Here is a 22,508-nt window from a genome sequence, read left to right as displayed (position 1 = left end):
CAAAAAGAGAAAGGAGACCTACATGATATCCAGAGATGACGCCTTTGACCTGCTGAATATAAACACCCACGAAGAGAATCTTATTCACCATGCGCTTGAATCTGAAGCTGTTCTGAAAGCGATTGCGGTTAAACTTGGTAAAAATCAGGATAAGTGGGCTCTTACCGGACTTCTGCATGATCTTGATTACAGCAAGACTTGCACAGATCCAGAAAATCACGGACTGATTTCAGCGCAAATCCTCGAAGACCATCTGCCACCAGATTCAATCAAAGCAATCAGAGCACACAATTCAGAAATGAACGGAGTAAAGCCTGATACCGACCTTGACTTCGCACTGCGCTGCGGGGAAACTGTTACTGGTCTCATACATGCGAATGCTCTGATCCGCCCTGAAAGGATGAAAGGAATGACTCCTAAAAGCCTTGTAAAGAAGATGAAAGCAAAAGCCTTTGCTGCCAGTGTTAACCGGGAAATTATAAAAGAATGTACACATATCGGTTTAGACCTGAACGACTTTCTGGCTCTTTCGATAGCTGCAATTGAAGAAATAGCTCCGGAAGTCGGCCTTGGATAACCATCCTCAAAAAAACTCATGAAAAAAGGGGAAGCATGACAGCTTCCCCTTTTATTTTAATATTAATATCTAGGCAAGTTAGCCTTTCAATTTTCTTTCTTCATCTTCATCAAAAGAAGCTATTTTCCATGGAAATGATTTCCGTGCAGTCATTACGGCAAAATTTTCAACTTCTTTTGTCCACTGGCGATATTCTTCAAGAACGCGTTCTCCAAGCGGCGTCAGACTGCATCCTCCACGCCCTCTGGTCTTAAGTACCAATGAATCTCCAAGAACCTCTTCTGTATTTTTAATTCTTCCCCACGCTGCCCTATATGACATACCAAGTTCTTTTGCAGCTTTATTAAGTGACCCCAACTCTTCAATTTTTTCAAGAAGCTGAGATCGTCCAAGACCGAACAGCATACCTTCATCCGTTTCCAGCCAAAGGTTCAACCTGACTCTCGGACAAAATTTATCATTATCTGACATGTAGTTTCCTCCTGAAAAACAAAACCATAGCACATATATATTTTTTTTAACATAAATTAACGCGTCTGAAAACAACCCCTTGCTTTTCCAAAAAGTATAACTAAGTTTATGGTCTTAGCAAAATGAATTCATCAACTAAATTAATGAAAATAATATTTTAATTGATATATCAGAATATTATGACACAACGGAGCTTAATCTCTCAATGAATATGACCACTGCGGATATGACCAACTCTCCATATAAGACTATATGGAACCTTTCCTGGCCTCAAATTCTGATGATGTTTTTCCATCTGACGATAGGACTTGTAGATGTCTGGGTGGCAGGAAAACTCGGCCGTGAAATACAGGCTTCAATGGGCATGGTCAGCCAATCACTTTTCTTTTTCCTCGTCATCGGTATGGCTGTTGCGAACGGATCTGTCGCAGCAATAAGCCAGTCAATCGGTGCAGGGAGAATGCTCAGAGCTAAAAGGTATATAGGGCTTTGCTTTCAACTCGGTGCGGTACTGGGAATTATCATTTTTGCAGTAGGCTACCCGCTTAGGGACGGAATGCTGACCATTTTGCGAGTCCCGCCTGAAATGCGCCATGTAATGCAATATTTTATAAAAATATTTCTCTACCTGCTTCCACTTTATTATCTCCTGATAATAACTAATGCTATTTTCAGAGCACAAAAAAAAGTTCTGCTGCCACTCTACAGCATGGTCATTGTAACTATTCTTAATACAATTTTAGACCTCGGGCTTGGACTTGGACTATGGGGCTTACCCGATATGGGGTATAGAGGAGTTGCCCTTGCAACCTTTTACTCCATTTCAGCCGGCGCAATATTCAATGTGTTTCTGCTCTATAAATTAGGCGCGCTTCGCAAAAAATCTTTTGCTCCGCTTAAGTGGTGCCGCAAGGCTTTTCCGTATTTATTTAAGGTTGCATGGCCGAGCGGACTTATGCAGCTTGTCTGGCACTCCGGATATCTGGTATTGTATTCCATTACAGCCAGCCTTTCGACTGATAATGTTATAGCTCTTGCAGGTATGGCGGCAGGTATTAAGATAGAATCTATTATCTTCCTCCCTGCGTTTGCCTTTAATATGACAGCTTCGATTATTATCGGACATTACCTGGGAGACGGTAAGCCGGAAGAAGCAAAAAAATTCGGTTACAGAATACTTGGTCTAGGAATCCTCTTCTTAAGCCTTCTGGCATTGGGAATATGGCCTTACATAAGGCCGATAACAGCTCTCATTGCACCTGATAAAGTTGTGCTTGATGAAGCTGTAAACTACTTGTTCTACAATGTACTGGCTATTCCGTTCACACTGACCTCCATGATTATGGCCGGTGCGCTTAACGGAGCCGGAGCTACTTTATACAACTTATTTATTTTTTCTTTTACAATATGGGGACTCAGACTCCCGCTTGCATATTATCTCGGCCACCAAGTCATGCATTCTGCAACAGGTATCTGGATAGCAATGCTTATTTCCCAGATTGTTCAAGCCTCAATAATATTTTACGTTTTTTCACGCTGTGACTGGCAGAGATTCAGTATGAGCAGCAATAAAAAAAGGATTAAACATGGATAACAAATTCAACCCGATAACTCTCTGTTGCCAAGAAAAATTTGATAAAGTTCTAAAAGAATGCGGTCAGCTTACATCTGATTATACTTTTGCCAACATCTGGGGATGGACAGATTACTACGGTCTTGAACTGAACTGCTCCGACGATCTTGTGTGGATCAGGCAGACTAAGCCGGAACTGATTCACTGGGCTCCTCTCGGTAACTGGGAAAGCGTTGACTGGGAGAAGTGCAAACTTATGAACACCCCCGGAACCAAGTTCACCCGAATCCCTGAAAAACTTGCTATGCACTTACAAGCAATATTCGGGGATAAAATCGTACTGGAAGAAAACCGCGACCACTTTGACTATGTATATTCAGTCGAAGAATTAATAGAACTTCGCGGCAAAAAATTTCATAAGAAAAAGAATCTGCTTCATCAATTTATTAAGAACTATAACTTCGAATATAGAGAAATTACTCCTGACTGCGTAGAAGAAGTACTTGAAATGCAATTCGACTGGTATCGCTGGCAGGAAGAGAACAACAGTTCCCCCGCACTTGTTGCTGAAAATGAAGCCATTTCAAAAGTCCTGAAAGAAATGGATACCATAACGCATCTCACAGGTGGAACTTTGCGCATTGATGGACGTATAATTGCCTACACGATAGCGGAACCATTAGGCGAAGATACAATCGTCATCCATTTTGAAAAAGGAAACACCTATTTTAAAGGTGTATATCAGGCTATCAACCAGATGTTCCTTGAAAATTCAGCAGGTAACAAAAAATTTGTCAACCGCGAACAGGATCTTGGAGAGCCAGGCTTGAGAAAAGCCAAACTTTCATACAATCAAGTTGATTTTATGAAAAAATACGAAATTACTGTCCGCTAGGTTTATAAATTCCAGCTTTTAATTGCAGCCTGATAAGGTAAATTAAATGATTCTGACATCAACAGAACGCAAGAGGTTCGTTGTTCTGGGTCTTGACGGACTTCCGGCATCTCTTGCTGTTAAAATGGCTGCCAAGCTGCCAAATCTTAGTAGAATTGCGGGTAAAAATACGCCTCTGACAGCAGAAGTGCCGGACCTGTCCCCTGTAAACTGGACTTCCTTCTTCACTGCGGATGGCCCTGAAGCTCACGGTATTTACGGTTTTACTAAATTAGATAGAAGCTCATACACGTTATCCATAAACAACTTCGATAACGTATACGGTGCTACTATTTTCGATCAGATCGGTAAAAAAGGGTTCGTCAGCAAAGTGATTAACCTTCCAAATACCTATCCTGCTCGTCCGCTGAGAGGAATGCTTATTTCAGGATTTGTGGCTGATTCACTTGAAAAAGCCGTTTACCCGCCGTTTCTGCTGGGGCCGCTTAAGAGTTCAGGGTTTATATTAGAAGCTGACACAACCAAAGGTTTAATGGCCCCAGAGTATCTGATTGATCAAGTTAGCAGAACACTCGAATGCCGACTGAAGGCATTCGAAATGCTCTGGAACGATCTTGCATGGGATCTGTTTGTGATTGTGTTTACCGAAACAGACAGGCTCTTCCATTTTCTATACCCTGCTTTTGAAGACGCAGCTCACCCCTTGCACTCCATTTGTATGGACTTCATGGTTAAATGGGACGCCGCAATCGGGCGTGTTCTTGATAGATTTGAAGCTCTACCCGGCAAGAAAAAACTTATCTCTTTTGCGGATCATGGATTCACATCACTGGAAACCGAGGTTGACCTCAACGCATTCCTCATTCAAAAAGGACTTCTAAGTTTTAGACATACTCCGGATGATCAATGGGACTCCACAGCTGTCAGTGACGAAAGCAAAGCTTTTGCGCTTGATCCGGGCAGAATTTATATTCACACTGCTGAGAACTTTGACAGAGGACAAGTAAACAAGTGCGATGCGGAGTCTATAGCCGAAACAATTGCTTCTGATCTAATGAAGCTTGAGTTTAACGGACAGCAAGTAATGGAATCCGTTCACACAGGAACAAAGCTATACGGTGACAATGCAATTGGTAATCCACCTGATTTGATTTGCACAGCAAAGCCCGGATTCGACCTTAAAGCCAAATTCGACCGAAATGATATTTACGGATTCTTCGGAAGAACAGGAACGCACACCCGCAAAGATGCTTTTTTCTATAGCTCTGACGGAGAACAGGCAGACTTGATGCGCGACACAGGGAAAATGGTCTTAAACTGGTTTGAAGACTAACCTTTGAACGGATTTCCGGTTCTTGCCGATATCAGCTGACAAAACGCTTTTTTAATAAATATCTTTACTAAAAACCCCTCCCCTTAACAGGGTTTTCTGAGGGGATTATCCCCTTTGACAGGGGAGCATAGGGCAAATCCCCATGCCCGCCGGAGACACACAAAATAATGATCGATTTCAAAAAAGAACTGAACCCGGCACAATATGAAGCCGCTACAAATCCACATGGTCCGGTACTTGTTATCGCCGGAGCCGGCAGTGGAAAAACCAGAACCATTGTTTACAGACTTGCATGGCTTGTTGAACAAGGCATCCCGCCGGAATCAATACTGTTGATGACCTTCACCCGTAAAGCCGCTCAGGAAATGTTAACTAGAACCGAACAGATTCTAGGCAGACCGCTGACCGGAACCAACGGCGGAACGTTCCATTCTTTTGCATTCTCTATCCTGCGCCAGAATGCCGCTGAAATAGGTTTTCCAAACGGTTTTACGCTTATGGACCGTGGCGATTGTGAAGATGTAATACGGGAAGTGAAAAGTAATTTCGGATTCGGACAGAAAGATCGTTCTTACCCCAAGAAAGCTACCCTTCTGGACATGGTCACCAAATCCAGAAACAAAGAGGTCTCCATCGATTTTCTGCTGAATTCTGAAGCTTTCCATCTAGCCTGTTACGGGCAGGAAATGCAGCAGATTGCTGAAGGGTATACCATCTACAAAAAGCAGCACGGCTTAATGGATTATGACGATCTTCTTTTTTATCTCGAAGAACTGTTGGCGAAAGACGAATTTTTAAGAAATTCATTACGCAGCCGTTTCCAATATATCATGGTGGACGAATATCAGGATACCAATCTTGTTCAGGCCCGCATTGTGCAGCATCTGGCAGGTAAAGACGGCAATATCATGGCTGTAGGTGATGATGCTCAGTCCATTTATTCATTCAGAGGAGCAGACGTAACTAATATCCTCAAGTTTCCTGATATTTTTGACAATGTAAAAATAGTTCGCCTTGAACAGAATTACCGCTCAACTCAGCCTATACTTGATATTACCAATGCAATTCTGGACGGGGCGGCGAATAAATTTGACAAGAAACTGTTCACTGAAAAGACTTGGGGTAAAAAACCGCAGTTAATGATCCCGTTAAGTGACTTCAGCCAGTCTACAAGAATTCTGGACCGCATTATAGAATTGCAGAAAAAACACGGACCTGAAGAAGTTGCGGTGCTTTTCAGAGCCGGATACCAAAGTTACGGACTGGAAGTTGCGCTTAAAAGACTGGGCGTAAGTTATAAAAAATATGGCGGACTTAAATTTAACGAAGCCGCGCATATTAAAGATGTGCTGTCATTTTTAAGACTTATCGAGAATCCTGCGGATATTATCGCATGGCAACGCTGCCTCGGGCATATCAAAGGAGTCGGCCCTAAAACGGCCCAGAAAATTGCAAACACTGTTATTTCCGGCGATATTAAAGCCATTGAAAAATATATAAAAAAATATTCTCTGCTGAAGGATATTCTTGCTGACATTGATGGATTGCGGGAAAAGAGATCATCCCCTTCGACATCACTTGAAGTTATTATACCTCTTTATACGCCTATACTTGTTGCGACGTATCCTGACGATTATCCCAGACGCGAAGCCGGGATTGACCAGCTTTTACAAATCGCGAACAACTACACAGATCTTGATAATTTCCTTGCAGATATGTGCCTTGATCCTGATCAGCATCAAGAAGAAAAAACACAGGAAAATCTCGTAACTCTTTCCACCATTCATTCGGCAAAAGGTCTTGAATGGAAAGCTGTAATAATTATCGATTTGGTGGAAGACAGATTCCCTTCGAGAAAATCAATGCACAAGCCTCTTGAATATGAAGAAGAACGCAGACTGCTTTACGTTGCCTGCACCAGAGCAAAAGAAGAGCTGATTCTTTCTGCTCCGGCATCACTTTACCGCAAAAACTCCGACTTTAATGAACCGGCAGTTCCAAGTCCGTTTATACGTGAACTTGATAATTATTTATTTGATGAGTTGCATGAATCGTATTCCGGAGGGATGAATAAACAACAGGTTGCGGCTGTTCCGTCTTTTGAAGCAGAACCAAGTTATACGGCTTCCTCTGGGCCGAGAAAAATCACCAATCCGCAGAAATTAGGACATTGCAATCATAAAATTTTCGGACGCGGCAAAATAATCGAAAAAGTTGACCCCAATAAACTTAAAATCAATTTCCCAGGATTTGGTGTTAAGGTAATTGTCGAAGACTTTGTTGAGCTTCTATAGGCTAAAAAAATGAAAAAATTAAACTCCGAACAAGATTTTCTAGCTATCATCGACAAATACTTTCCTGCTGTGAACGGGCATGTAACTTTGGGCCGCGGAGACGATTGCTCAATTTTGCAGACTAACGGTCAACTTTGTATGAGCAAAGATCTCTTTCTCGAAGATGTTCATTTCCGTCGTTCATACTTCTCACCGGCAGACATCGGATACAAAGCTCTGGCAGTGAACATAAGTGATATTGCTGCAATGGGCGGAGTTCCTGAAGGTTTTGCTTTGGGCCTAATTATCCCGCCGGAACTAGATGAAAATTATTGGGACGCGCTCCTGAAAGAAATGGCAACGCTGGCAAACACTCACGGGCTGATTCTTGTCGGCGGCGACCTGTGCAAAGGGTCTTCGCTCGGAATATCAGTCACGGTATGGGGCTCTCCATATCAGGACCGGAAACTTTCTTCAAAATCTAAAGGTAAATTTTTAACCCGCGGCAATGCTGAACCTGGCGATATTCTTTTCATACACGGCTCATTGGGCCTTGCACGCACTGGGATGCAACTTCTGGAGCGAAACGACGTGACTGCTGCCGGCAAAAGCCCCGCGAGCACACAGGCGCATTTACGGCCTAATGTAAAAATTAAAATCGGCAACGCACTTTCAACTTACTCTGCCGTAAAAGGTCTAATGGATTTATCTGATGGACTGGCTCGTGACCTGCCCCGCTTTATCGATTGCTGCGAAACATCCTTTGGAGCTGAAATTTCCTTAACGGGAGAGCTTCTGCATGAGGAAGTTATAAATTTTGCTAAGTCAGAAGGAATAGTTCCGGAAGAACAGGCTTTCTTAGGCGGAGAAGATTACGCCCTATTAGGAGCTGCATCAGCTGATAAATTTCAGGAAATAGCAGATAACATCGCAGGATTAATCCCCATAGGCGTGCTAACGGAGAAGGCTGAAATTTTACTGAACGGTAAAAAATATTCCCAAAAAGGATTTGACCATTTTTCTGATTAATTGTTAAAAATAAATTTTAAGATCAGCAGATATTTTGTTCTTCTAATCTTTTATCAGCTAAATCTTTGGGTGAATCTTAAATACTTTTAAATACATTTTAAATAAAAAATTTAAGCAACCACGGATTTGTAAGGATCAGATATGGATACTGAACTGAAAATAATCGGCTTTATAAAATCGGACTTTAAAGAAAGAAAAGAAACGCCTAAGCAGGGAAATGAAGGCGGGATTGAAGCTGTTATCCAGATTAAAGAAGAATTTTCTGACGCAATGGGCGGCCTGAAACCGGGTATGGAAATAGTTCTGCTTACATGGCTGCATAAAGCAGACAGAAATTGTTTAAAAGTCCACCCTCGCGGAAATACATCAAATCCAAAGCGCGGAGTTTTTTCTACACGCTCCCCGGATCGCCCAAATCCAATTGGAATTCATCCGGTGACAGTCAGCAGTATAAATGGACTAGAAATCAAAGTTCATCCGCTTGAGGCAATCGACGGAACGCCCCTGCTGGACATTAAAAATTCATAAGACAGGCTCACAGCTTTTCCCGCGGGGCCGATCTAACTGACCGACCCCGCGTGTGGAAAGATTTTAGCGAGATATTAACAGCTAAAACCTGCCGACTGGAATTTAGCGGGGACGATAAGTAATTCTGCCGCGAGTCAAGTCATATGGAGAAAGTTCAACTGTGACTTTATCGCCGGGCATAACTCTGATACGGAATTTGCGCATTTTCCCAGAAATATGTGCCAGAACGACATGACCATTTTCAAGCTCGACTTTAAACATAGCATTAGGGAGAGCTTCCTCAACGGTTCCATTAACTGCAATTCCTTCTTCTTTTGCCAAAATAATCTCTCGATTTTTAAAAATTGAATTAGAAAAGCCCGCTAACGCTTAAGCGACAGCAGGCTTTATTTGATATTCCCGATATCGGAAATTTATAACAAGACTGTCTTTAGGTATAATTTGAATTGATGAAACTCTAAAATCTCATCAGCCCAAAGGGGCTCTATACCAAATCGGAACGAATTACCAGCGTTTTGGACGCTCTTCCCGTGGGCGGGCCTCATTTACTTTAAGATTACGTCCACCAAAATCGGCTCCATCAAGAGATTCAATCGCTTTCAGTGCGCCCTGATCTTCCATTTCAACAAAACCGAATCCACGAGGCCGGCCTGTTTCACGATCAGTAATCAACTTAACAGAAATAACTTCACCAAACTCTTCAAAAGCAACTTTGACATCTTCTTCGGAAGAATTCCAAGGAAGATTACCCACGTAAATGTTTTTAGACATCTCTCAAAACTCCATAAAACGTTGCATCTTTAAACACTAGACCAGACAGCCTTCCCGATTCAGTTTGCTCGATCCGACCCACTGATTACAGCCTTTGGAACATCCCAAGACCTTAAATCAATTCAACTAAATACCTATAAAAACAATCTATGATATTATGCTGAAATCTGGCATCCTCATTAGCCCCTTTATACCCTTATAACAAAAAAAGCAATAGCCCGCATAAAAAAGACGAACAAGTCATCCTTTTCATGCGGGCTATATATATAATAATCTAAAAAGAACTAAGCTATTTTCTTGAGCCAGCTCATCATCTTACGAAGATCTGCACCGACTGTTTCGACCTGATGCTCTGCGTTTAGACGACGCATTGCATTGAAATGAGCTTTCCCAGACATATTTTCAACGATAAATTCTTTAGCGAATTCACCCTGCTGAATTTCAGAAAGGATTTTCTTCATTTCTTTACGGCTTTCAGCGTTGATAACTCTAGGTCCGCGAGTGAGATCACCATATTCAGCGGTATCACTGATTGAATAACGCATGTTGGAAAGACCACCTTCATAAATGAGGTCAACGGTCAATTTAAGTTCATGCAGACATTCAAAATATGCCATTTCAGGCTGATATCCAGCTTCAACCAGTGTTTCAAAACCGGCTTTGATAAGTTCACTTACACCACCGCAAAGCACAGCCTGCTCACCGAAAAGGTCAGTTTCTGTTTCTTCACGGAAGTTTGTTTCGATAACACCTGAACGTGTTGCTCCGATACCTTTTGCATAAGCAAGAGCGAGATCAAGAGCTTTACCGGAAACATTCTGATGAACTGCAACCAAAGATGGAACAGCTCCGCCTTCAGTAAAAGTACGACGAACGAGGTGACCCGGTCCTTTTGGAGCGATCATGATGACATCATTATCAGCATTAGGAACAATCTGGTCGAAATGGATATTGAAACCATGACCGAAAGCAAGAATATTTCCGGGCTTAAGGTTCGGAAGGATATCACTTTTGTAAACTGCTGCCTGAACCTGATCAGGTAGAAGAATCATGATTATGTCTGCAGCGGCTGCAGCTTCTGCTGCGCTTACAGGCTCAAAGCCGTGTTCTTTAGCGAGGTCGTAGTTACGGCCTCCGGGACGCTGTCCAACAACAACCTTAACACCGGAATCACGTAGATTCTGAGCATGAGCATGGCCCTGGCTACCATAACCGATGATGGCTACGGTTTTGTCTTTCAAAAGTCCCAAATCTGCATCTTTTTCATAATAAACTTTCATTATTTTCTCCTGATTTTCACTTTCATCGGACACGAAAACATTATATTTTTCCGACAGATTAAATACGTGTTAAAACTTGTCGGGAGGCTTTCTATGCCGAAAATTTGATTGAAATTTGATTAGTTTTGCAATGCCCGTTTCATGGCTACAGTACCTGTGCGGGCAATCTCCTTAATACCGAATCTGGCCAGCAGATTGATCAAAGCCTCTATTTTACCATGGTCACCGGTAACTTCAAGGGTCAGCTCGTCTACACTGACATCAATAACTTTACATCTGAAAATATCTACAATACGTAAAATTTCAGCACGCTTAGCATCTTCAGCATTAACCTTAAGAATGACCATCTCTCTCTCAACAGCTTTAAGTGCCGTGAGATCAACAACTTTAATGACCGTAACCAATTTTCGCAGTTGCTTAACAATCTGCTCAATTATCTGTTCATCACCTATAGTCGTTATGGTCATCAGCGATACGCCTTCTTCCAAAGTAGGAGCAACATTAAGGGATTCAATATTAAATCCGCGTCCGCTGAACAAACCTACAACTCTGGAAAGAACTCCGGGCTCATTTTCAACCATGACGGATAGAGTATGTCTCATTATTCCATCCTCCTAAACGAGCAACATGTCGGATAAAGACGCTCCGGCAGGAACCATAGGATAAACATTCTCCTCTGGATCAACCCGAACATCGATAATACAAACCTTAGGGAGAGCAAAAGCTTCCGTAAGTACCGGTACGACATCTTTCTCTTCGGTTACTCTGAACCCGACAGCACCGTATGCTTCAGCTAATTTTACAAAATCAGGCTGAGCATCCATACAGGTTTCACAATAATTACGGTTATAAAAAAGTTCCTGCCACTGACGAACCATACCGAGATAGCCGTTATTTAAAATAACAATCTTGACCGGAAGGTTATTGCAGACAGCCGTCATCAATTCCTGAATATTCATCTGAATAGAACCGTCACCGGCAATATCCACAACAAGTCTGTCCGGAAAAGCCATTTGTGCGCCGATGGCAGCAGGAAGTCCATACCCCATCGTACCCAAACCGCCTGATGACAGAAAAGATTTTGACTTTTTAAATTTATAAAACTGAGCGGCCCACATCTGATTCTGACCGACCTCAGTAGCTATAATCGCGTCCCCTTTGCTGATTTCGTAGACTTTTTCAACAACATATTGAGGCTTAATAAACTTTCCGCCTTTATTATAGCGCAAAGGATGAACCTCGGACCATTGTTGAACCTGCTGTACCCATACAGCGTGAGAATCTTCGGAATAAGTTTGTTCGAGGGTAGGTTCAATAACATCTTTCAGGGCTGACAATGCACTTTTGCAATCGGCAACAAGGGGCACGTGGACAGCTACATTCTTTTGGATTGAAGTTGGGTCTATATCGATATGGACGAGAGTGGCTTTAGCGGCAAATGTGTCTACTTTTCCAGTCACACGGTCATCGAACCTCGCTCCGATTGCCAGAACGAGGTCCGCATTGTTTATGGCCATGTTTGCGGCATAGGTGCCATGCATTCCAAGCATCCCAAGCCATAAGGGATCATTGCCGGGAAAGGCTCCTAGCCCCATGAGAGTGGCTGTCACCGGAATATTCAGGTTCTTGGCAAGCCAAGTAAGTTCTTCCTCAGCACCGGCACTAACAACCCCGCCGCCAGCATAAATGACAGGCCTTTCGGCATTGGCAATAAGCTTGGCAACTTTTTTAATCTGACGGATATGAGGCGACAGATTAGGTTGATAGCTTCGCAGGGACACATCTTCAGGCCAGATGAATTCAGTTTTGGCCTGCATAATATCTTTAGGCAGGTCAACAACTACAGGCCCCGGCCTTCCTGAGCGGGCAAGATAAAAAGCCTGCCTTACTGTAAAAGCTAAGGCTTTAATATCCTTGACCAGGTAGTTATGCTTCGTACACGGTCTGGTAATTCCGACGATATCAACTTCTTGAAAAGCGTCATTACCTATTAAAGGCGTCGGTACCTGTCCTGTAAAGATAACTACTGGAATTGAATCCATATATGCAGTTGCAATACCGGTAACAGCGTTTGTTGCTCCTGGGCCTGAGGTAACCAGACTTACGCCTACTTTACCTGTTGCCCGGGCATAACCGTCAGCAGAATGGACTGCCCCTTGCTCGTGCCTAACCAATATGTGCTTAAAAGGATAATTTGGAAGTTGATCATATATATCGATTATCGCGCCGCCGGGATATCCGAAAACAACTTCAACTCCCTCTTTTCTCAGACATTCAAGAAATATCTGAGCTCCGGTGAGCTCCATGGCTCTCTCCCTATTATTTGTATTTTTCAAGTAACAAATGCAATTTCGTTTTACCGGCCAATTTTTTCTTCTTAAGTTCTTTTAATTCAAGAGTTTCAGTTTCATTTAGGAAGCCTTTTTTCTCAAATTTATCAATAATTTTTTTTAGCTCTTTATGCTGATCCCAAAGCCCGCTAATTTCCGCATCCTGACCAACTAGGGTTTTAATCAAATCGATGTCTTTAGCTTCCATTTGAAACTCCTTTGCAGAGGTTTGCATTTTTCAAGCGTCAGTGGGGAATTCCATCTGACGCGGTACAACTTAGGACAAATACCAAAGTTCTATCACTCGAAATTTTATTTTGCTTTTTTGAAAAACTTAAGTTTGGCTTCAATCGCTTCAACTTTTTCAAGTTCAGGATTACTGATCTCCAGTGTCTTTAAATGAGACTCAAGAACAGCTTTAAGCTCTACTTCAAACCTTGTTCTCTGTCGTTTAAGTTCGTTGATATCTTCATGAATCTGAGCCAACCGATTATGGGCCTGCTGCAAAATAACTTCCGCTCTGGAATGGGCTTCGTTTATTATAAGTTCAGCTTCCTTTCTGGCAGTTGCTTTAAGATCATCAATCATTCTTTGAGTTGTCATCAAAGTATCACGAAGAGTTTCTTCGCGCTGACGAAATTCCCCGATCGAAGTATCACGTCGCTCAATCTTCTTCATAAGCTGTTTCTTGTCATCGGCGATTGTGCCGAGAACATCCGCAAGCTCGTTCATAAGCTGATCTACTTCACTTTTTGAATACCCGAAAAGAGATTTAGAAAACTTCTTATTTAGCAAATCAATCTTTGAAAGGGTCATCAGTTACCTCCGGAGACTACATTCCGAGTCCATATGCCAATCTTGTAAGATTGCCCACCAAGACAATATCAAGCATCTGAATAACCAGAATAACCACAATAGGTGACAGATCAATACCGCTGATATTGAGGAATGGGAGATACTGACGAACCTTTGCAAAAACAGGCTCAGTTACTCCGCGCAGAAAGCGCACAACGGGGTTGTAAGGATCCGGGTTCACCCAGGTGATAAGAGCGGAAATAATAACCACCCACATATAAAGATTAAGAACGATCGAAAGAACTTTAGCTACAGCAAGAATCACGTAATCCATTTATTGTACTCCTAACGGACATAGAACGGAAAAGTTAAGATATTGTTCCGTTCTTGATTACAAATTGTCACAGCAAGCCCTAAGAATCAACACTTTTTAGGGTTTAATAACAAAATGTATTTATTATTTAAATTCGAATTCACAAACGTGAACATATTCCTACTTGGACCAAACATTCCTCGTAACTTTTTCAAGTGAATTTCTAAGAACCCAGTAATCTGGAATATGCAACGAAGCATTAAGTTTCGGGCTGCAAAATGACCAGAATTCGACGCCAGATCTGGACGCACAGACTTCATCAACCCACGTATCGCCTATATAAACAACATCTTCCGCTTTCATTCCCCACTCGCCTAGAATATAAAATACTCCATCAGGATGCGGCTTTGCATTAGGTAAAAGCGTAGATGTAACCGTAGGTGAAAAGAATTCTTCAATATCCAGATTTTGCAAAACTGTAGATAACGAATCAGTTCTATTCGTATTAACGGCCATGCGGATATTATTATCTCTGAGCCATACAAGAAGTTCACGAAGACCGTCTTGTATTTTTATGTAAGACAAAGCTTCATTAAGTTCCGGCAAATCTCTAAGTTCAAGAGCTTCCTGATAATTTTCATTAGGCAAAATATGCTTCAACGATTCAAAAACAGTATGTGCGAAAACATATTGCTCTTCATCCTTATCCATATCAGGAAGCCCGAATCTGGTTTTGAACCAATTATAGTACCACATATTAGATTCGAATGAACTGATCAAAACACCGTCACAATCAAAAATAACTCCCTTAATTTTTTTAATAACGTTTGGTGGAGTTATGTCGCTTAAAAATATTCCCTGCATGTATAAAACCTCATTTATTCTGCATCCGGCACAGCAAGAACTACAAGGAGTTCCCGATCAAGCCACGGCTTTTCATCAGGCACACCTGAAAGTCCTAAAAGCTTCCAGACTTTGTCTCTTACAACTGTCGCTTTCTCAGGCAAAACATCTTCTTTTTCATAAAAATCAAGTTCCAAATCACGCCAGAATGAAACGGCATCGATATCACTTGTGACCAGTGCTGAATTTTCAGGTAAAAACGCAGCCATGCTTTCAAGGACCTTTTGCCACGGCAGAACGACTCTTGTACCGCTCTGAACAGGGGCATTAGAAATCAAGCCTCCAAGAGTTCTAATCTGATGATCCGTGCTCTCATCTTCATCCAGCCCCAGGCTTTCCCCGAATCCGGCCCACTTATCATTCAAGTTGCTCTCAATTTTAACAAGCTCAAGATGTTTTTCTTCGTAAGCGTACACCAGAGCCAGTATTAACTGGTTCTGAATAAGATGAGTATCCGTTTCCTTTTCAGCCGGAGTTTCACGAATAAGATTATTAAGCTCACTTTCAATAGCGGAAGATCTTTCACCGAATTGATCCTTTTGATTGGACACAGACGTAGACAGCATCTTCAACATTTTGCCGAGGCTCTCACCGTAACTGACAAAATCAACTATCATTTTACGGCAAACGTCAGTTGCAACCGGAAGATTCTCAGGCCGAAATGTAAGAATATCCTCTGTCTGCACCCTATCCACTCCTGGATCAAAAATAAGTGCGCCTTCAACCTTTTTAGCAATCAACTCTGCGTGCAACTGCGGAAAGTATATCAACATGGCAATTCTCCCTAGGTTAAAGATGAAACTTTAAAAAATTAAAACAAAAGTAAAAATTTTATTTAACCCTAAGATGAAGTTTTCCCTTCTAAATTCACAAAATTATGACAAACACCTTCACAGCAAGGAAGTTCCAGCAAACAGATATCTTCATAACCGTCAGAACACAAAGGATAAGTATCCACACCTTTAAAGGCAGCCTTATAGCATCCGCCTGTAGAAGCTCGGTGCTCAGCAATTCGCACATTCCATAATTCTGAAACGACTTCCGCGCTCAACTTAAAGGCTTCAGCCTGTCGCAACAGTTTATCATACTCATCCTCAAGACCGGAAAGCATTTTGCAGCGCCATTTATTATTGTAACCGGGGTTCAATAATTCTTCATAAAGACATCTGCCTTTTTTATAAAAACGGCACATATGTCCCGGCATTCTGGAGATAATTGCCAAAGAGAGACTCCTAAACAAAAATTATATTTTTAGCATAACATAATGCGCATGCTTCACTAAAGTACTATTTAGCCATTTTAACTTTGTAAAGTCTAATAAAGACTGTTTTTACAAGAGCTTTCAATAATAAAAGTCATTCTTGACCTTACTGCTTAGCAAGTGTAAAAGTTCAATACCGTCTAGCATTGGAGGAAAAAATGTTTGGATTAGGAATAACAGAAATTCTCTTGATTTTGGGTATTATTATCCTGATATTCGGTGCCAAAAAACTTCCTGAGGTGGGAAGTGGGCTAGGCCGTGCAATTCAAAATTTCAAAAAGGCCAGTAGTGAGTCTGAAGAAATTGACGTAACTCCGTCAAAAGACAAAGACAAGGATAAGGACGCTTAACAGCAACCTTTGATCTGCCTGAAAGAACCCCGGTTTACCTTGTGTAATCCGGGGTTTTTACTTTTTTTACCTATCTTATTTATCGCCGCTAAGACCATCAAGATTAAAGGATAACCCACGGGAAGGCAGATAATCATTCAGATAGCTTTTCAAAACCCACTGATCAGAAACTTCCAGAGACCAGCTTGCAGAGACTGCTGTCGGCTTCATTTCTACATCAAGCAGTTTTACTTCCTGCACGGCTGAATCCCATGACTTCAGCATTCTGTCGAATTCCTGAACGCCGTCAGGATTAAACCACCCGTTAACAACCAGAACAATCTTTGGATTCATAGTGCTTTGAACATTTTCAGAATTAAAATATTTAGCCCACAAACTATTCCAGACTGTTTCAACGGTACGACCGGATGCATTCCATTTTCCATGAGCGGAAACAAGGTCACCGTTCCACCTGTTCTTTGAAACTTGAGTGAGATTTAATTTAGGGATAGACGGTTCTGTTGAAACTACTTTTTGAATCCCGAATAAAACCATAAGCTTTTGCAGATCTGCATCAAGCCCAGCCTGCTCCGATTCACTAAGCTTAACTTTACCGCTTGAAACGGAGATATCCGCTTTAACGCTTTTGTTAGTATCTGAAAAAAGACCCATTCGTTTTAATGCAGCCCGCAGCTCGCTCCGGTTGACATTAACATCAATACGGACCGCAACTCCGTCCGATTGAAATTTTACGTCCATGTCGCGATATCCTGTGATAAATTCCTCATAATGCGTAGTAAACATATCTTTTAAAGCATTACTGCGTTCAGCAGACAAGGTCGCAGGGATCATACGCACTGATTCAGACATAAGAGCCTGAGCAAAAGCCTGTGAAACAGCTTCTGCACGCAGATCTTTGCTGGAAACTCCTTCTTCCAGAGCCTTAAAAATTTGAACATTGACGGCAAAAGCAGGAAGAGATGAAGCCGTTGTTATCATCAACACACACAAGACAAAAAAACTTTTTTTAATATATTCTGAAAAGATCAAGTGAATACTCCGATCTATAAATTATTACTGCAAAGCAGGGGATGAACCTTCATCAACTATCGGTGCTTCCTGTAATTTAGAACCGATTACAGGAGACTTTTTTTGTGCAGAAACAGTACCGACATCATATGCGCCTTCACTCTCTACACTTTGTTCTCTAATACCGCTTTCGGGTCTGTCCATGACAATAACCACAGCACAATTATCAATAACAGACTTTCTTTTGAGAGCAGCTCTGAATTTAATTGAATCATCAAGTGACAAGATAAGGTTTCCGCGAACAGTTCCTTGAGTGCTGACAGGCTTTACAATAAGAGGAAAGTTTCCTACCCGTTCCCTGAAACTTCCTAAAGAGGAATCAAATACATACGAAACCAGACCATTTTTTAAAACAGAGTCTCTGCTGACTTTGAAAGGTCCGTATATTCCCACCCCTTTACCGTCATAAATCACCGGCAACAACATAGGAATCAAATTAAGACCTCTGGCATCGATGACAACTCCACTGTATGAAGCAGCATCCAATCCGCTTTCGCCTGTCACAGCCTGCTCTATTTCCCCGCCTCTGCCCTCGGATAAAGTCGGCGCAATGCCGGAAAGAAATGGCAATGTAGGAGGAATAATTATAGAAGCAAGGTCACCTATAATATTCAAAGATGCTGTAACTTTGACTTTCCCGTCCGGAGTATCTTCTGTCCGCAAAAGTGAATTCTGAACAACCCCGCGAAGCGTTGTAGCTGTTTTAATGTCATCATTAAAAGCCTGTGCTACTGTTTCTGAACTGCTCAGTGATAGTCCAAGGATTGAATCCAGCAAATTTTTACGAGCTTTAACGCCGCTTTCCCTGACCGCAATAGCTTTTGTCCTCATTGAATCAAGAGTATCCTGCATAGGTAGAATTTCCGCTGAAGCAGAAATAAGCCCGCTGCCCCAGTTAATTGAACTACCTGAAGTTTCAACAACATAACCCTGCTCATTAGAAATTCCGCCTGCATAAAGAGCATGCGGAGCAAGAAGCAAAAAAAGAAAAGCTAAAAATGAATATAATCTCATAATTCTTCCAATTTAAATTTTACGGATCAATCGTTTCAGCCGTGCATACGGAACTTACCCTTCCGCATTACTTTCCGCAAGCCACGCTGCTGCAAACTCAACAATCTTGCCGGAATCATCTGGAGAAAACCAGTGAATATCTTTTTCCCGATTAAACCATGTTAACTGCCGTTTTGCGTAAGCTCTGGTATTCTTCGCCCACAATAGTCTGGCCTCATCAAGATCAATATCACCTTTGATAAAGGAAAGCAGTTCACTGCACCCTATTCCGGTCCACCCCGGTCCATTTTCATCAGGACAAATTTCCCATGCTCTGCGGGCTTCATCCACTGCTCCGTTTGCAATCATCTGATCAATCCGGCGGTTAAGCAGCGGCGTCAAAGTATCAAGATCAACTTTTATCCCGATCTTAAGAAAACGGTACGGCGAAGGAGGAACTTCCCGATTGTGCCACCATGTAAATTTTTTACCGGTCCCCTCATAAACTTCGATTGCGCGGGAATTGCGTTGTTTATTATTAGGATGCGTACACTTGGCATATTCCGGATCAACCTTTTCAAGTTCCGCAAACAGAGCTGCAGAACCTTCTTCTTCCACTCTTTTACGGACTCTTGTCCGTACTTCTTCCGGGATATCAGGAATAGGAGCAAGTCCTGAAGTAAGTGCTCTTAAATAAAGACCTGTACCACCGACGAGTATAGGCAAATCGCCAGCAGCCTGCTCAATTTTTTCATGAGCAAGTTCAACAAAATCTGCCACAGTAATCACATCTGTGGTCGGCATGAATCCATAAAGATCATGCGGGCAGACAGCTCTTTCACACGGGCTGGGCTGAGCGGTAATTACCGGAAAATCTCTATAAACCTGACGTGAATCAAAGTTAATAATGCGCGCGGGGAAACGTTTTGCCATGCCTAAAGATGTTGCGGTCTTACCTGCTCCTGTCGGTCCTAATATACAGACAACGGATTTACGATTATCCATAATTTATTTACCGGACGGCGCAAGTCTTTCCACAACTTCTTCATAAATTTGTTTTGGAATCAATCCCTTGATATCGCCGCCATTTACAGCGACATCTTTTATAATAGTAGAACTGAGATACATCCATTTATAATCGGTCATAAGAAAAACCGTCTGAATATCATTATCAAGGCGTCTGTTCATCAGAGCCATCTGGAATTCATACTCAAAATCAGAAACAGCGCGTAAACCGCGCATAATAACATTTGCCGGACTTTTTTGCACATAATGCACAAGTAAACCGTCAAACGACTGAACTTCTACGCGAGGTTCAGCCTCAAAAATTCTCGAAACCATATCCACACGTTCATCAAGTGAAAAACAGCATTTTTTGGAAGTACTTCCGGCAACTGCGACAATAACTTTATGAAAAGTTTTAAGTCCTCTTGTTACAAGACTGAAATGCCCGCGGGTAAACGGATCAAATGTTCCGGGAAAAACTGCTGTAAGTTGTTTTACTTCCGCCATAATAATATCCTCGTCTGACCATAGAGCTTGTCTGAAAGAAGACTAAGCTCATCAATTAATACTGAATGCGGCGGCTCAACTTGCGCCTCAACCTCTGCAAGAACAAATCCTCCGTCAGCCAGCCATCCGTTTTCCAAGGCAGAATCAAGAGCTTTAGGTAACAAATCATAACCATAAGGAGGATCTATAAAAATCAAATCAAACGGTTTCTCCGGCGGCCTTGAAAGCACATTAAATAAATCCGCCGTTAAAACTTTATACTCTGATGCGGGTACGCCTAGATCTTTTAAATTGGTTTTAATCAGAGCCGCAGCCCTTCCGTTTTTCTCAACAAAGAAAGAGAACTCACCGCCGCGGCTGAGTGCTTCTATAGCCAAACTACCGCTTCCGGCAAACATATCCGCAGCACGCAAGCCATCCCACTCAATGCCGCGAGATTCCAGCATTGAAAAAACAGCCTGCCTGACTTTTGATGTCGCCGGACGATATCCGGGACCGCTGGCGGTTTTGATAACTCTCCCGCCGTATTTACCGCTTACTAATCTCATTATCCTATAATTCCGATATCAGTTCAATGACCTGACGGTTAATTTCAAGTAATCTATCCCTAAGTTCAGTCTGACCGATAAATGTCTGAGACTTAACTTTATCAAGTCTCCCCCTGAACTCTCCAAACAATTTCTCTGAATCCTTGAGCAGGAATTCCCAATCAATTTCCTGAATAGCCTGTCCCTTAACAATCGGTTCCATTTCACCGCGCGGAGTAAGCATCAATTCTTCGCGGTACTCCGCAATGTGCACTTCATAACCAAGTTCCTTAGAAATTCTGTCTGACAGAACCTTCTGACTTTTTATTTCGCCGTGAGTCAAAATTATTTTCATGGACGGTTTATCGAAATGCTTAAGCCAATCAATCATTTCATCCTGACCGGCATGTCCTGAAAAACCGTTAATGGTGAAAATTTTAGCTTCAACTTTGAGTTTTTCGCCGAAAATAGTGATGTCTTCAGCACCGTTTACTATTCTACGCCCCGGTGTTCCAACTCCTTGATATCCTACAAAAACGATGCTTGCACCTTTTTTCCAGATATTATGCCTTAAGTGATGCTTAATGCGTCCGGCATTTGCCATGCCGCTTGCAGAAATTACAATAGCAGGTCCGGATGTATTGTTAATAGCCTGTGAAGATTCTGTATCAAGTGTAAATTTCAAATTCGGCAGCGAAAGAGGGTTTTCCCCGTTTTGCAGCAATTCCTTTGTATCAAGGTCAAAATATTCAGGGTGATTTCTAAAAATTTCAGTTGCTTTGATAGCAAGTGGGCTATCAAGGTACACCGGCATATCATCTGGAAGTTTTCCGGCTTTATACAGTAAAAAAAGTGAATAAATAAGCTGCTGAGAACGCTCAACCGCAAAAGCAGGGATAACCACTTTTTCACCGTTGGAATAACTCCATGCAATAGCCTCGGCAAGTTCATCCAAACTGTTTGAGGAATCCTTGTGATTACGATCTCCGTAAGTAGATTCCATCAAAAGGTAATCGGCTTTTTCAACAATGGACGGATTGCGGACAATCAGCTGATCTTTATGTCCAAGGTCGCCGGAGAAAACAACTTTTATAGTTTCACCATTCTCTTTTGCCCAAAGTTCAATAAAGGCAGAACCTAGGATATGTCCGGCATCTTTGAAATTAACTGTCAGCCCTTCAGCAGGCTCAAAAGTAGATCCATACTGAATGGTTCTCATCAGCGGAGTTGTCGCTATGGCGTCTTTCTGCTCATAAATAGGGCTTATCGGTGCAAGCCCCTTGCGAAGTCTCTTTCTATTCGCCCACTCGGCTTCCATTTCCTGAATATGGGCACTGTCGAGGAGCATAATATCCAGAAGGTCGCGCGTAGGCTGAGTCATATAAATAGGACCATTAAAACCGGCCCTGACAGCAGCAGGTAAAAGTCCGGTATGATCAATATGGGCATGAGTAATAAGTATAAAATCCAGATCTTTAACTCTGTAATCACTTATTCCGCGGTTCCGCTTTTCAATTTCCGCATTACCTTGATGCAACCCGCAATCAACTGCAAATCTGGCATTTTCAGTCTCAATAATGTAGCAGGAACCGGTTACAGTTCTAGCTGCGCCCATAAAAGTAATTTTCATAAATCCTCCAGTATGATCACACCGTTAATTTCGCCTTTTATACTATCATTATCATTCTTTTTTTGGTAGTTCGAATGCACTGCTACATGCACCAAT

General features: G+C 42.1%; 26 protein-coding genes. 8 read left to right on the top strand and 18 right to left on the bottom strand.

Annotated elements, in window-relative coordinates; genetic code table 11:
- Positions 1–22 precede the first annotated feature (22 nt).
- On the top strand, positions 23–577 hold the full coding sequence (locus B9N78_RS02095; RefSeq protein ID WP_085097622.1) for an HDIG domain-containing metalloprotein: 555 nt from the start codon (positions 23–25) through the stop codon (positions 575–577).
- Between the two features lie 78 nt (positions 578–655).
- Here the strand turns inward: B9N78_RS02095 and B9N78_RS02090 are convergent, their stop codons facing one another.
- Entirely contained in the window at positions 656–1,048 is a 393-nt protein-coding gene (locus tag B9N78_RS02090; protein ID WP_085097620.1) for a winged helix-turn-helix domain-containing protein, read from the bottom strand.
- A gap of 205 nt (positions 1,049–1,253) precedes the next feature.
- Between B9N78_RS02090 and B9N78_RS02085 the strand changes: the two genes are divergently transcribed.
- From B9N78_RS02085 to tsaA, 6 genes are all read left to right on the top strand, one after another.
- Positions 1,254–2,642 carry an MATE family efflux transporter gene (locus tag B9N78_RS02085; protein ID WP_085097617.1) on the top strand — a complete coding sequence of 463 codons (1,389 nt, stop codon included), beginning with the start codon at positions 1,254–1,256 and terminating at the stop codon, positions 2,640–2,642.
- Positions 2,635–3,516: a DUF2156 domain-containing protein gene (locus B9N78_RS02080; RefSeq protein ID WP_085097614.1), complete on the top strand. Its 882-nt coding sequence runs from the start codon at positions 2,635–2,637 to the stop codon at positions 3,514–3,516. Before B9N78_RS02085 ends, B9N78_RS02080 begins: the two co-directional genes overlap by 8 nt.
- Before the next feature lie 46 nt (positions 3,517–3,562).
- On the top strand, positions 3,563–4,849 hold the full coding sequence (locus B9N78_RS02075) for an alkaline phosphatase family protein (RefSeq protein WP_085097611.1): 1,287 nt from the start codon (positions 3,563–3,565) through the stop codon (positions 4,847–4,849).
- A gap of 167 nt (positions 4,850–5,016) precedes the next feature.
- Positions 5,017–7,143, top strand: a complete 2,127-nt coding sequence (locus B9N78_RS02070) for an ATP-dependent helicase (protein ID WP_085097608.1) — start codon at positions 5,017–5,019, stop codon at positions 7,141–7,143.
- A 9-nt stretch (positions 7,144–7,152) separates the two neighbouring features.
- Entirely contained in the window at positions 7,153–8,151 is a 999-nt protein-coding gene (gene thiL, locus B9N78_RS02065; protein WP_085097606.1) for a thiamine-phosphate kinase, read from the top strand.
- Positions 8,152–8,292: 141 nt separating this feature from the next.
- Positions 8,293–8,679: a tRNA (N6-threonylcarbamoyladenosine(37)-N6)-methyltransferase TrmO gene (tsaA, locus tag B9N78_RS02060; RefSeq protein WP_085097604.1), complete on the top strand. Its 387-nt coding sequence runs from the start codon at positions 8,293–8,295 to the stop codon at positions 8,677–8,679.
- 102 nt (positions 8,680–8,781) lie between these two features.
- Here the strand turns inward: tsaA and infA are convergent, their stop codons facing one another.
- The 11 genes from infA to B9N78_RS02005 form a co-directional block, all read right to left on the bottom strand.
- Complete coding sequence (gene infA, locus B9N78_RS02055) at positions 8,782–9,000, bottom strand: translation initiation factor IF-1 (RefSeq protein WP_085097601.1); 219 nt, start codon at positions 8,998–9,000, stop codon at positions 8,782–8,784.
- A gap of 183 nt (positions 9,001–9,183) precedes the next feature.
- A complete protein-coding gene (locus B9N78_RS02050) occupies positions 9,184–9,450 on the bottom strand; it encodes an RNA recognition motif domain-containing protein (protein ID WP_085097598.1) in 267 nt (88 codons plus the stop codon).
- Positions 9,451–9,734: 284 nt separating this feature from the next.
- On the bottom strand, positions 9,735–10,730 hold the full coding sequence (ilvC, locus tag B9N78_RS02045) for a ketol-acid reductoisomerase (protein WP_085097595.1): 996 nt from the start codon (positions 10,728–10,730) through the stop codon (positions 9,735–9,737).
- A gap of 119 nt (positions 10,731–10,849) precedes the next feature.
- Entirely contained in the window at positions 10,850–11,332 is a 483-nt protein-coding gene (ilvN, locus tag B9N78_RS02040; protein ID WP_085097592.1) for an acetolactate synthase small subunit, read from the bottom strand.
- A 12-nt stretch (positions 11,333–11,344) separates the two neighbouring features.
- A complete protein-coding gene (gene ilvB / locus B9N78_RS02035; protein WP_085097589.1) occupies positions 11,345–13,036 on the bottom strand; it encodes a biosynthetic-type acetolactate synthase large subunit in 1,692 nt (563 codons plus the stop codon).
- 13 nt (positions 13,037–13,049) lie between these two features.
- Positions 13,050–13,268, bottom strand: coding sequence for a DUF465 domain-containing protein (locus B9N78_RS02030; RefSeq protein WP_085097586.1), 219 nt, complete (start codon positions 13,266–13,268; stop codon positions 13,050–13,052).
- A gap of 104 nt (positions 13,269–13,372) precedes the next feature.
- A complete protein-coding gene (locus tag B9N78_RS02025; RefSeq protein WP_085097583.1) occupies positions 13,373–13,876 on the bottom strand; it encodes a DivIVA domain-containing protein in 504 nt (167 codons plus the stop codon).
- Positions 13,877–13,892: 16 nt separating this feature from the next.
- Positions 13,893–14,189, bottom strand: a complete 297-nt coding sequence (locus B9N78_RS02020; RefSeq protein ID WP_085097580.1) for a YggT family protein — start codon at positions 14,187–14,189, stop codon at positions 13,893–13,895.
- A gap of 159 nt (positions 14,190–14,348) precedes the next feature.
- Positions 14,349–15,032: an HAD family hydrolase gene (locus tag B9N78_RS02015; RefSeq protein ID WP_085097577.1), complete on the bottom strand. Its 684-nt coding sequence runs from the start codon at positions 15,030–15,032 to the stop codon at positions 14,349–14,351.
- Positions 15,033–15,046: 14 nt separating this feature from the next.
- Positions 15,047–15,844, bottom strand: coding sequence for a hypothetical protein (locus B9N78_RS02010; RefSeq protein ID WP_085097574.1), 798 nt, complete (start codon positions 15,842–15,844; stop codon positions 15,047–15,049).
- A 68-nt stretch (positions 15,845–15,912) separates the two neighbouring features.
- The gene (locus B9N78_RS02005; RefSeq protein ID WP_085097571.1) at positions 15,913–16,293 is read right to left on the bottom strand and encodes a hypothetical protein; all 381 of its coding nucleotides are present in this window, start codon (positions 16,291–16,293) and stop codon (positions 15,913–15,915) included.
- Between the two features lie 197 nt (positions 16,294–16,490).
- Between B9N78_RS02005 and B9N78_RS02000 the strand changes: the two genes are divergently transcribed.
- Positions 16,491–16,682, top strand: a complete 192-nt coding sequence (locus B9N78_RS02000; protein ID WP_085097568.1) for a twin-arginine translocase TatA/TatE family subunit — start codon at positions 16,491–16,493, stop codon at positions 16,680–16,682.
- Positions 16,683–16,757: 75 nt separating this feature from the next.
- On the opposite strand, the gene B9N78_RS01995 is transcribed toward B9N78_RS02000, so the two are convergent.
- Genes B9N78_RS01995 through B9N78_RS01970 form a run of 6 tightly spaced genes read right to left on the bottom strand, consistent with a single transcriptional unit; the run spans position 16,758 to position 22,412 of the window.
- Positions 16,758–17,711, bottom strand: a complete 954-nt coding sequence (locus B9N78_RS01995; protein WP_085097565.1) for a hypothetical protein — start codon at positions 17,709–17,711, stop codon at positions 16,758–16,760.
- A 24-nt stretch (positions 17,712–17,735) separates the two neighbouring features.
- Positions 17,736–18,764: a hypothetical protein gene (locus B9N78_RS01990; protein WP_085097562.1), complete on the bottom strand. Its 1,029-nt coding sequence runs from the start codon at positions 18,762–18,764 to the stop codon at positions 17,736–17,738.
- Between the two features lie 54 nt (positions 18,765–18,818).
- The gene (gene miaA / locus B9N78_RS01985) at positions 18,819–19,748 is read right to left on the bottom strand and encodes a tRNA (adenosine(37)-N6)-dimethylallyltransferase MiaA (protein WP_085097559.1); all 930 of its coding nucleotides are present in this window, start codon (positions 19,746–19,748) and stop codon (positions 18,819–18,821) included.
- A 3-nt stretch (positions 19,749–19,751) separates the two neighbouring features.
- Complete coding sequence (coaD, locus tag B9N78_RS01980; RefSeq protein WP_085097556.1) at positions 19,752–20,255, bottom strand: pantetheine-phosphate adenylyltransferase; 504 nt, start codon at positions 20,253–20,255, stop codon at positions 19,752–19,754.
- Positions 20,243–20,803: a 16S rRNA (guanine(966)-N(2))-methyltransferase RsmD gene (gene rsmD, locus B9N78_RS01975; protein ID WP_085097554.1), complete on the bottom strand. Its 561-nt coding sequence runs from the start codon at positions 20,801–20,803 to the stop codon at positions 20,243–20,245. The genes coaD and rsmD overlap by 13 nt, the downstream gene beginning before the upstream one ends.
- Before the next feature lie 4 nt (positions 20,804–20,807).
- Entirely contained in the window at positions 20,808–22,412 is a 1,605-nt protein-coding gene (locus tag B9N78_RS01970; protein ID WP_085097551.1) for an MBL fold metallo-hydrolase RNA specificity domain-containing protein, read from the bottom strand.
- Positions 22,413–22,508: the final 96 nt, after the last annotated feature.

It is taken from the genome of Desulfovibrio gilichinskyi (assembly GCF_900177375.1).
In the GTDB taxonomy this organism is placed as follows: domain Bacteria; phylum Desulfobacterota; class Desulfovibrionia; order Desulfovibrionales; family Desulfovibrionaceae; genus Maridesulfovibrio; species Maridesulfovibrio gilichinskyi.
This window is presented reverse-complemented; position numbering and strand designations above follow the sequence as displayed.

Excerpts from the sequence above, each read along its gene's own strand:
- B9N78_RS02000 (WP_085097568.1), top strand. The coding sequence starts at position 16,491 with ATGTTTGGATTAGGAATAACAGAAATTCTCTTGATTTTGGGTATTATT.
- B9N78_RS02030 (WP_085097586.1), bottom strand. The coding sequence starts at position 13,268 with ATGGAAGCTAAAGACATCGATTTGATTAAAACCCTAGTTGGTCAGGAT.
- ilvN (WP_085097592.1), bottom strand. The coding sequence starts at position 11,332 with ATGAGACATACTCTATCCGTCATGGTTGAAAATGAGCCCGGAGTTCTT.
- ilvB (WP_085097589.1), bottom strand. The coding sequence starts at position 13,036 with ATGGAGCTCACCGGAGCTCAGATATTTCTTGAATGTCTGAGAAAAGAG.
- B9N78_RS02025 (WP_085097583.1), bottom strand. The coding sequence starts at position 13,876 with ATGACCCTTTCAAAGATTGATTTGCTAAATAAGAAGTTTTCTAAATCT.
- miaA (WP_085097559.1), bottom strand. The coding sequence starts at position 19,748 with ATGGATAATCGTAAATCCGTTGTCTGTATATTAGGACCGACAGGAGCA.
- rsmD (WP_085097554.1), bottom strand. The coding sequence starts at position 20,803 with ATGAGATTAGTAAGCGGTAAATACGGCGGGAGAGTTATCAAAACCGCC.
- B9N78_RS02015 (WP_085097577.1), bottom strand. The coding sequence starts at position 15,032 with ATGCAGGGAATATTTTTAAGCGACATAACTCCACCAAACGTTATTAAA.
- B9N78_RS02050 (WP_085097598.1), bottom strand. The coding sequence starts at position 9,450 with ATGTCTAAAAACATTTACGTGGGTAATCTTCCTTGGAATTCTTCCGAA.
- B9N78_RS02010 (WP_085097574.1), bottom strand. The coding sequence starts at position 15,844 with ATGTTGATATACTTTCCGCAGTTGCACGCAGAGTTGATTGCTAAAAAG.
- B9N78_RS01990 (WP_085097562.1), bottom strand. The coding sequence starts at position 18,764 with ATGAGATTATATTCATTTTTAGCTTTTCTTTTTTTGCTTCTTGCTCCG.
- B9N78_RS02080 (WP_085097614.1), top strand. The coding sequence starts at position 2,635 with ATGGATAACAAATTCAACCCGATAACTCTCTGTTGCCAAGAAAAATTT.
- B9N78_RS02075 (WP_085097611.1), top strand. The coding sequence starts at position 3,563 with ATGATTCTGACATCAACAGAACGCAAGAGGTTCGTTGTTCTGGGTCTT.
- tsaA (WP_085097604.1), top strand. The coding sequence starts at position 8,293 with ATGGATACTGAACTGAAAATAATCGGCTTTATAAAATCGGACTTTAAA.
- B9N78_RS01970 (WP_085097551.1), bottom strand. The coding sequence starts at position 22,412 with ATGAAAATTACTTTTATGGGCGCAGCTAGAACTGTAACCGGTTCCTGC.
- B9N78_RS02090 (WP_085097620.1), bottom strand. The coding sequence starts at position 1,048 with ATGTCAGATAATGATAAATTTTGTCCGAGAGTCAGGTTGAACCTTTGG.
- ilvC (WP_085097595.1), bottom strand. The coding sequence starts at position 10,730 with ATGAAAGTTTATTATGAAAAAGATGCAGATTTGGGACTTTTGAAAGAC.
- thiL (WP_085097606.1), top strand. The coding sequence starts at position 7,153 with ATGAAAAAATTAAACTCCGAACAAGATTTTCTAGCTATCATCGACAAA.
- B9N78_RS02070 (WP_085097608.1), top strand. The coding sequence starts at position 5,017 with ATGATCGATTTCAAAAAAGAACTGAACCCGGCACAATATGAAGCCGCT.
- coaD (WP_085097556.1), bottom strand. The coding sequence starts at position 20,255 with ATGGCGGAAGTAAAACAACTTACAGCAGTTTTTCCCGGAACATTTGAT.
- B9N78_RS02020 (WP_085097580.1), bottom strand. The coding sequence starts at position 14,189 with ATGGATTACGTGATTCTTGCTGTAGCTAAAGTTCTTTCGATCGTTCTT.
- B9N78_RS02085 (WP_085097617.1), top strand. The coding sequence starts at position 1,254 with ATGAATATGACCACTGCGGATATGACCAACTCTCCATATAAGACTATA.
- B9N78_RS02095 (WP_085097622.1), top strand. The coding sequence starts at position 23 with ATGATATCCAGAGATGACGCCTTTGACCTGCTGAATATAAACACCCAC.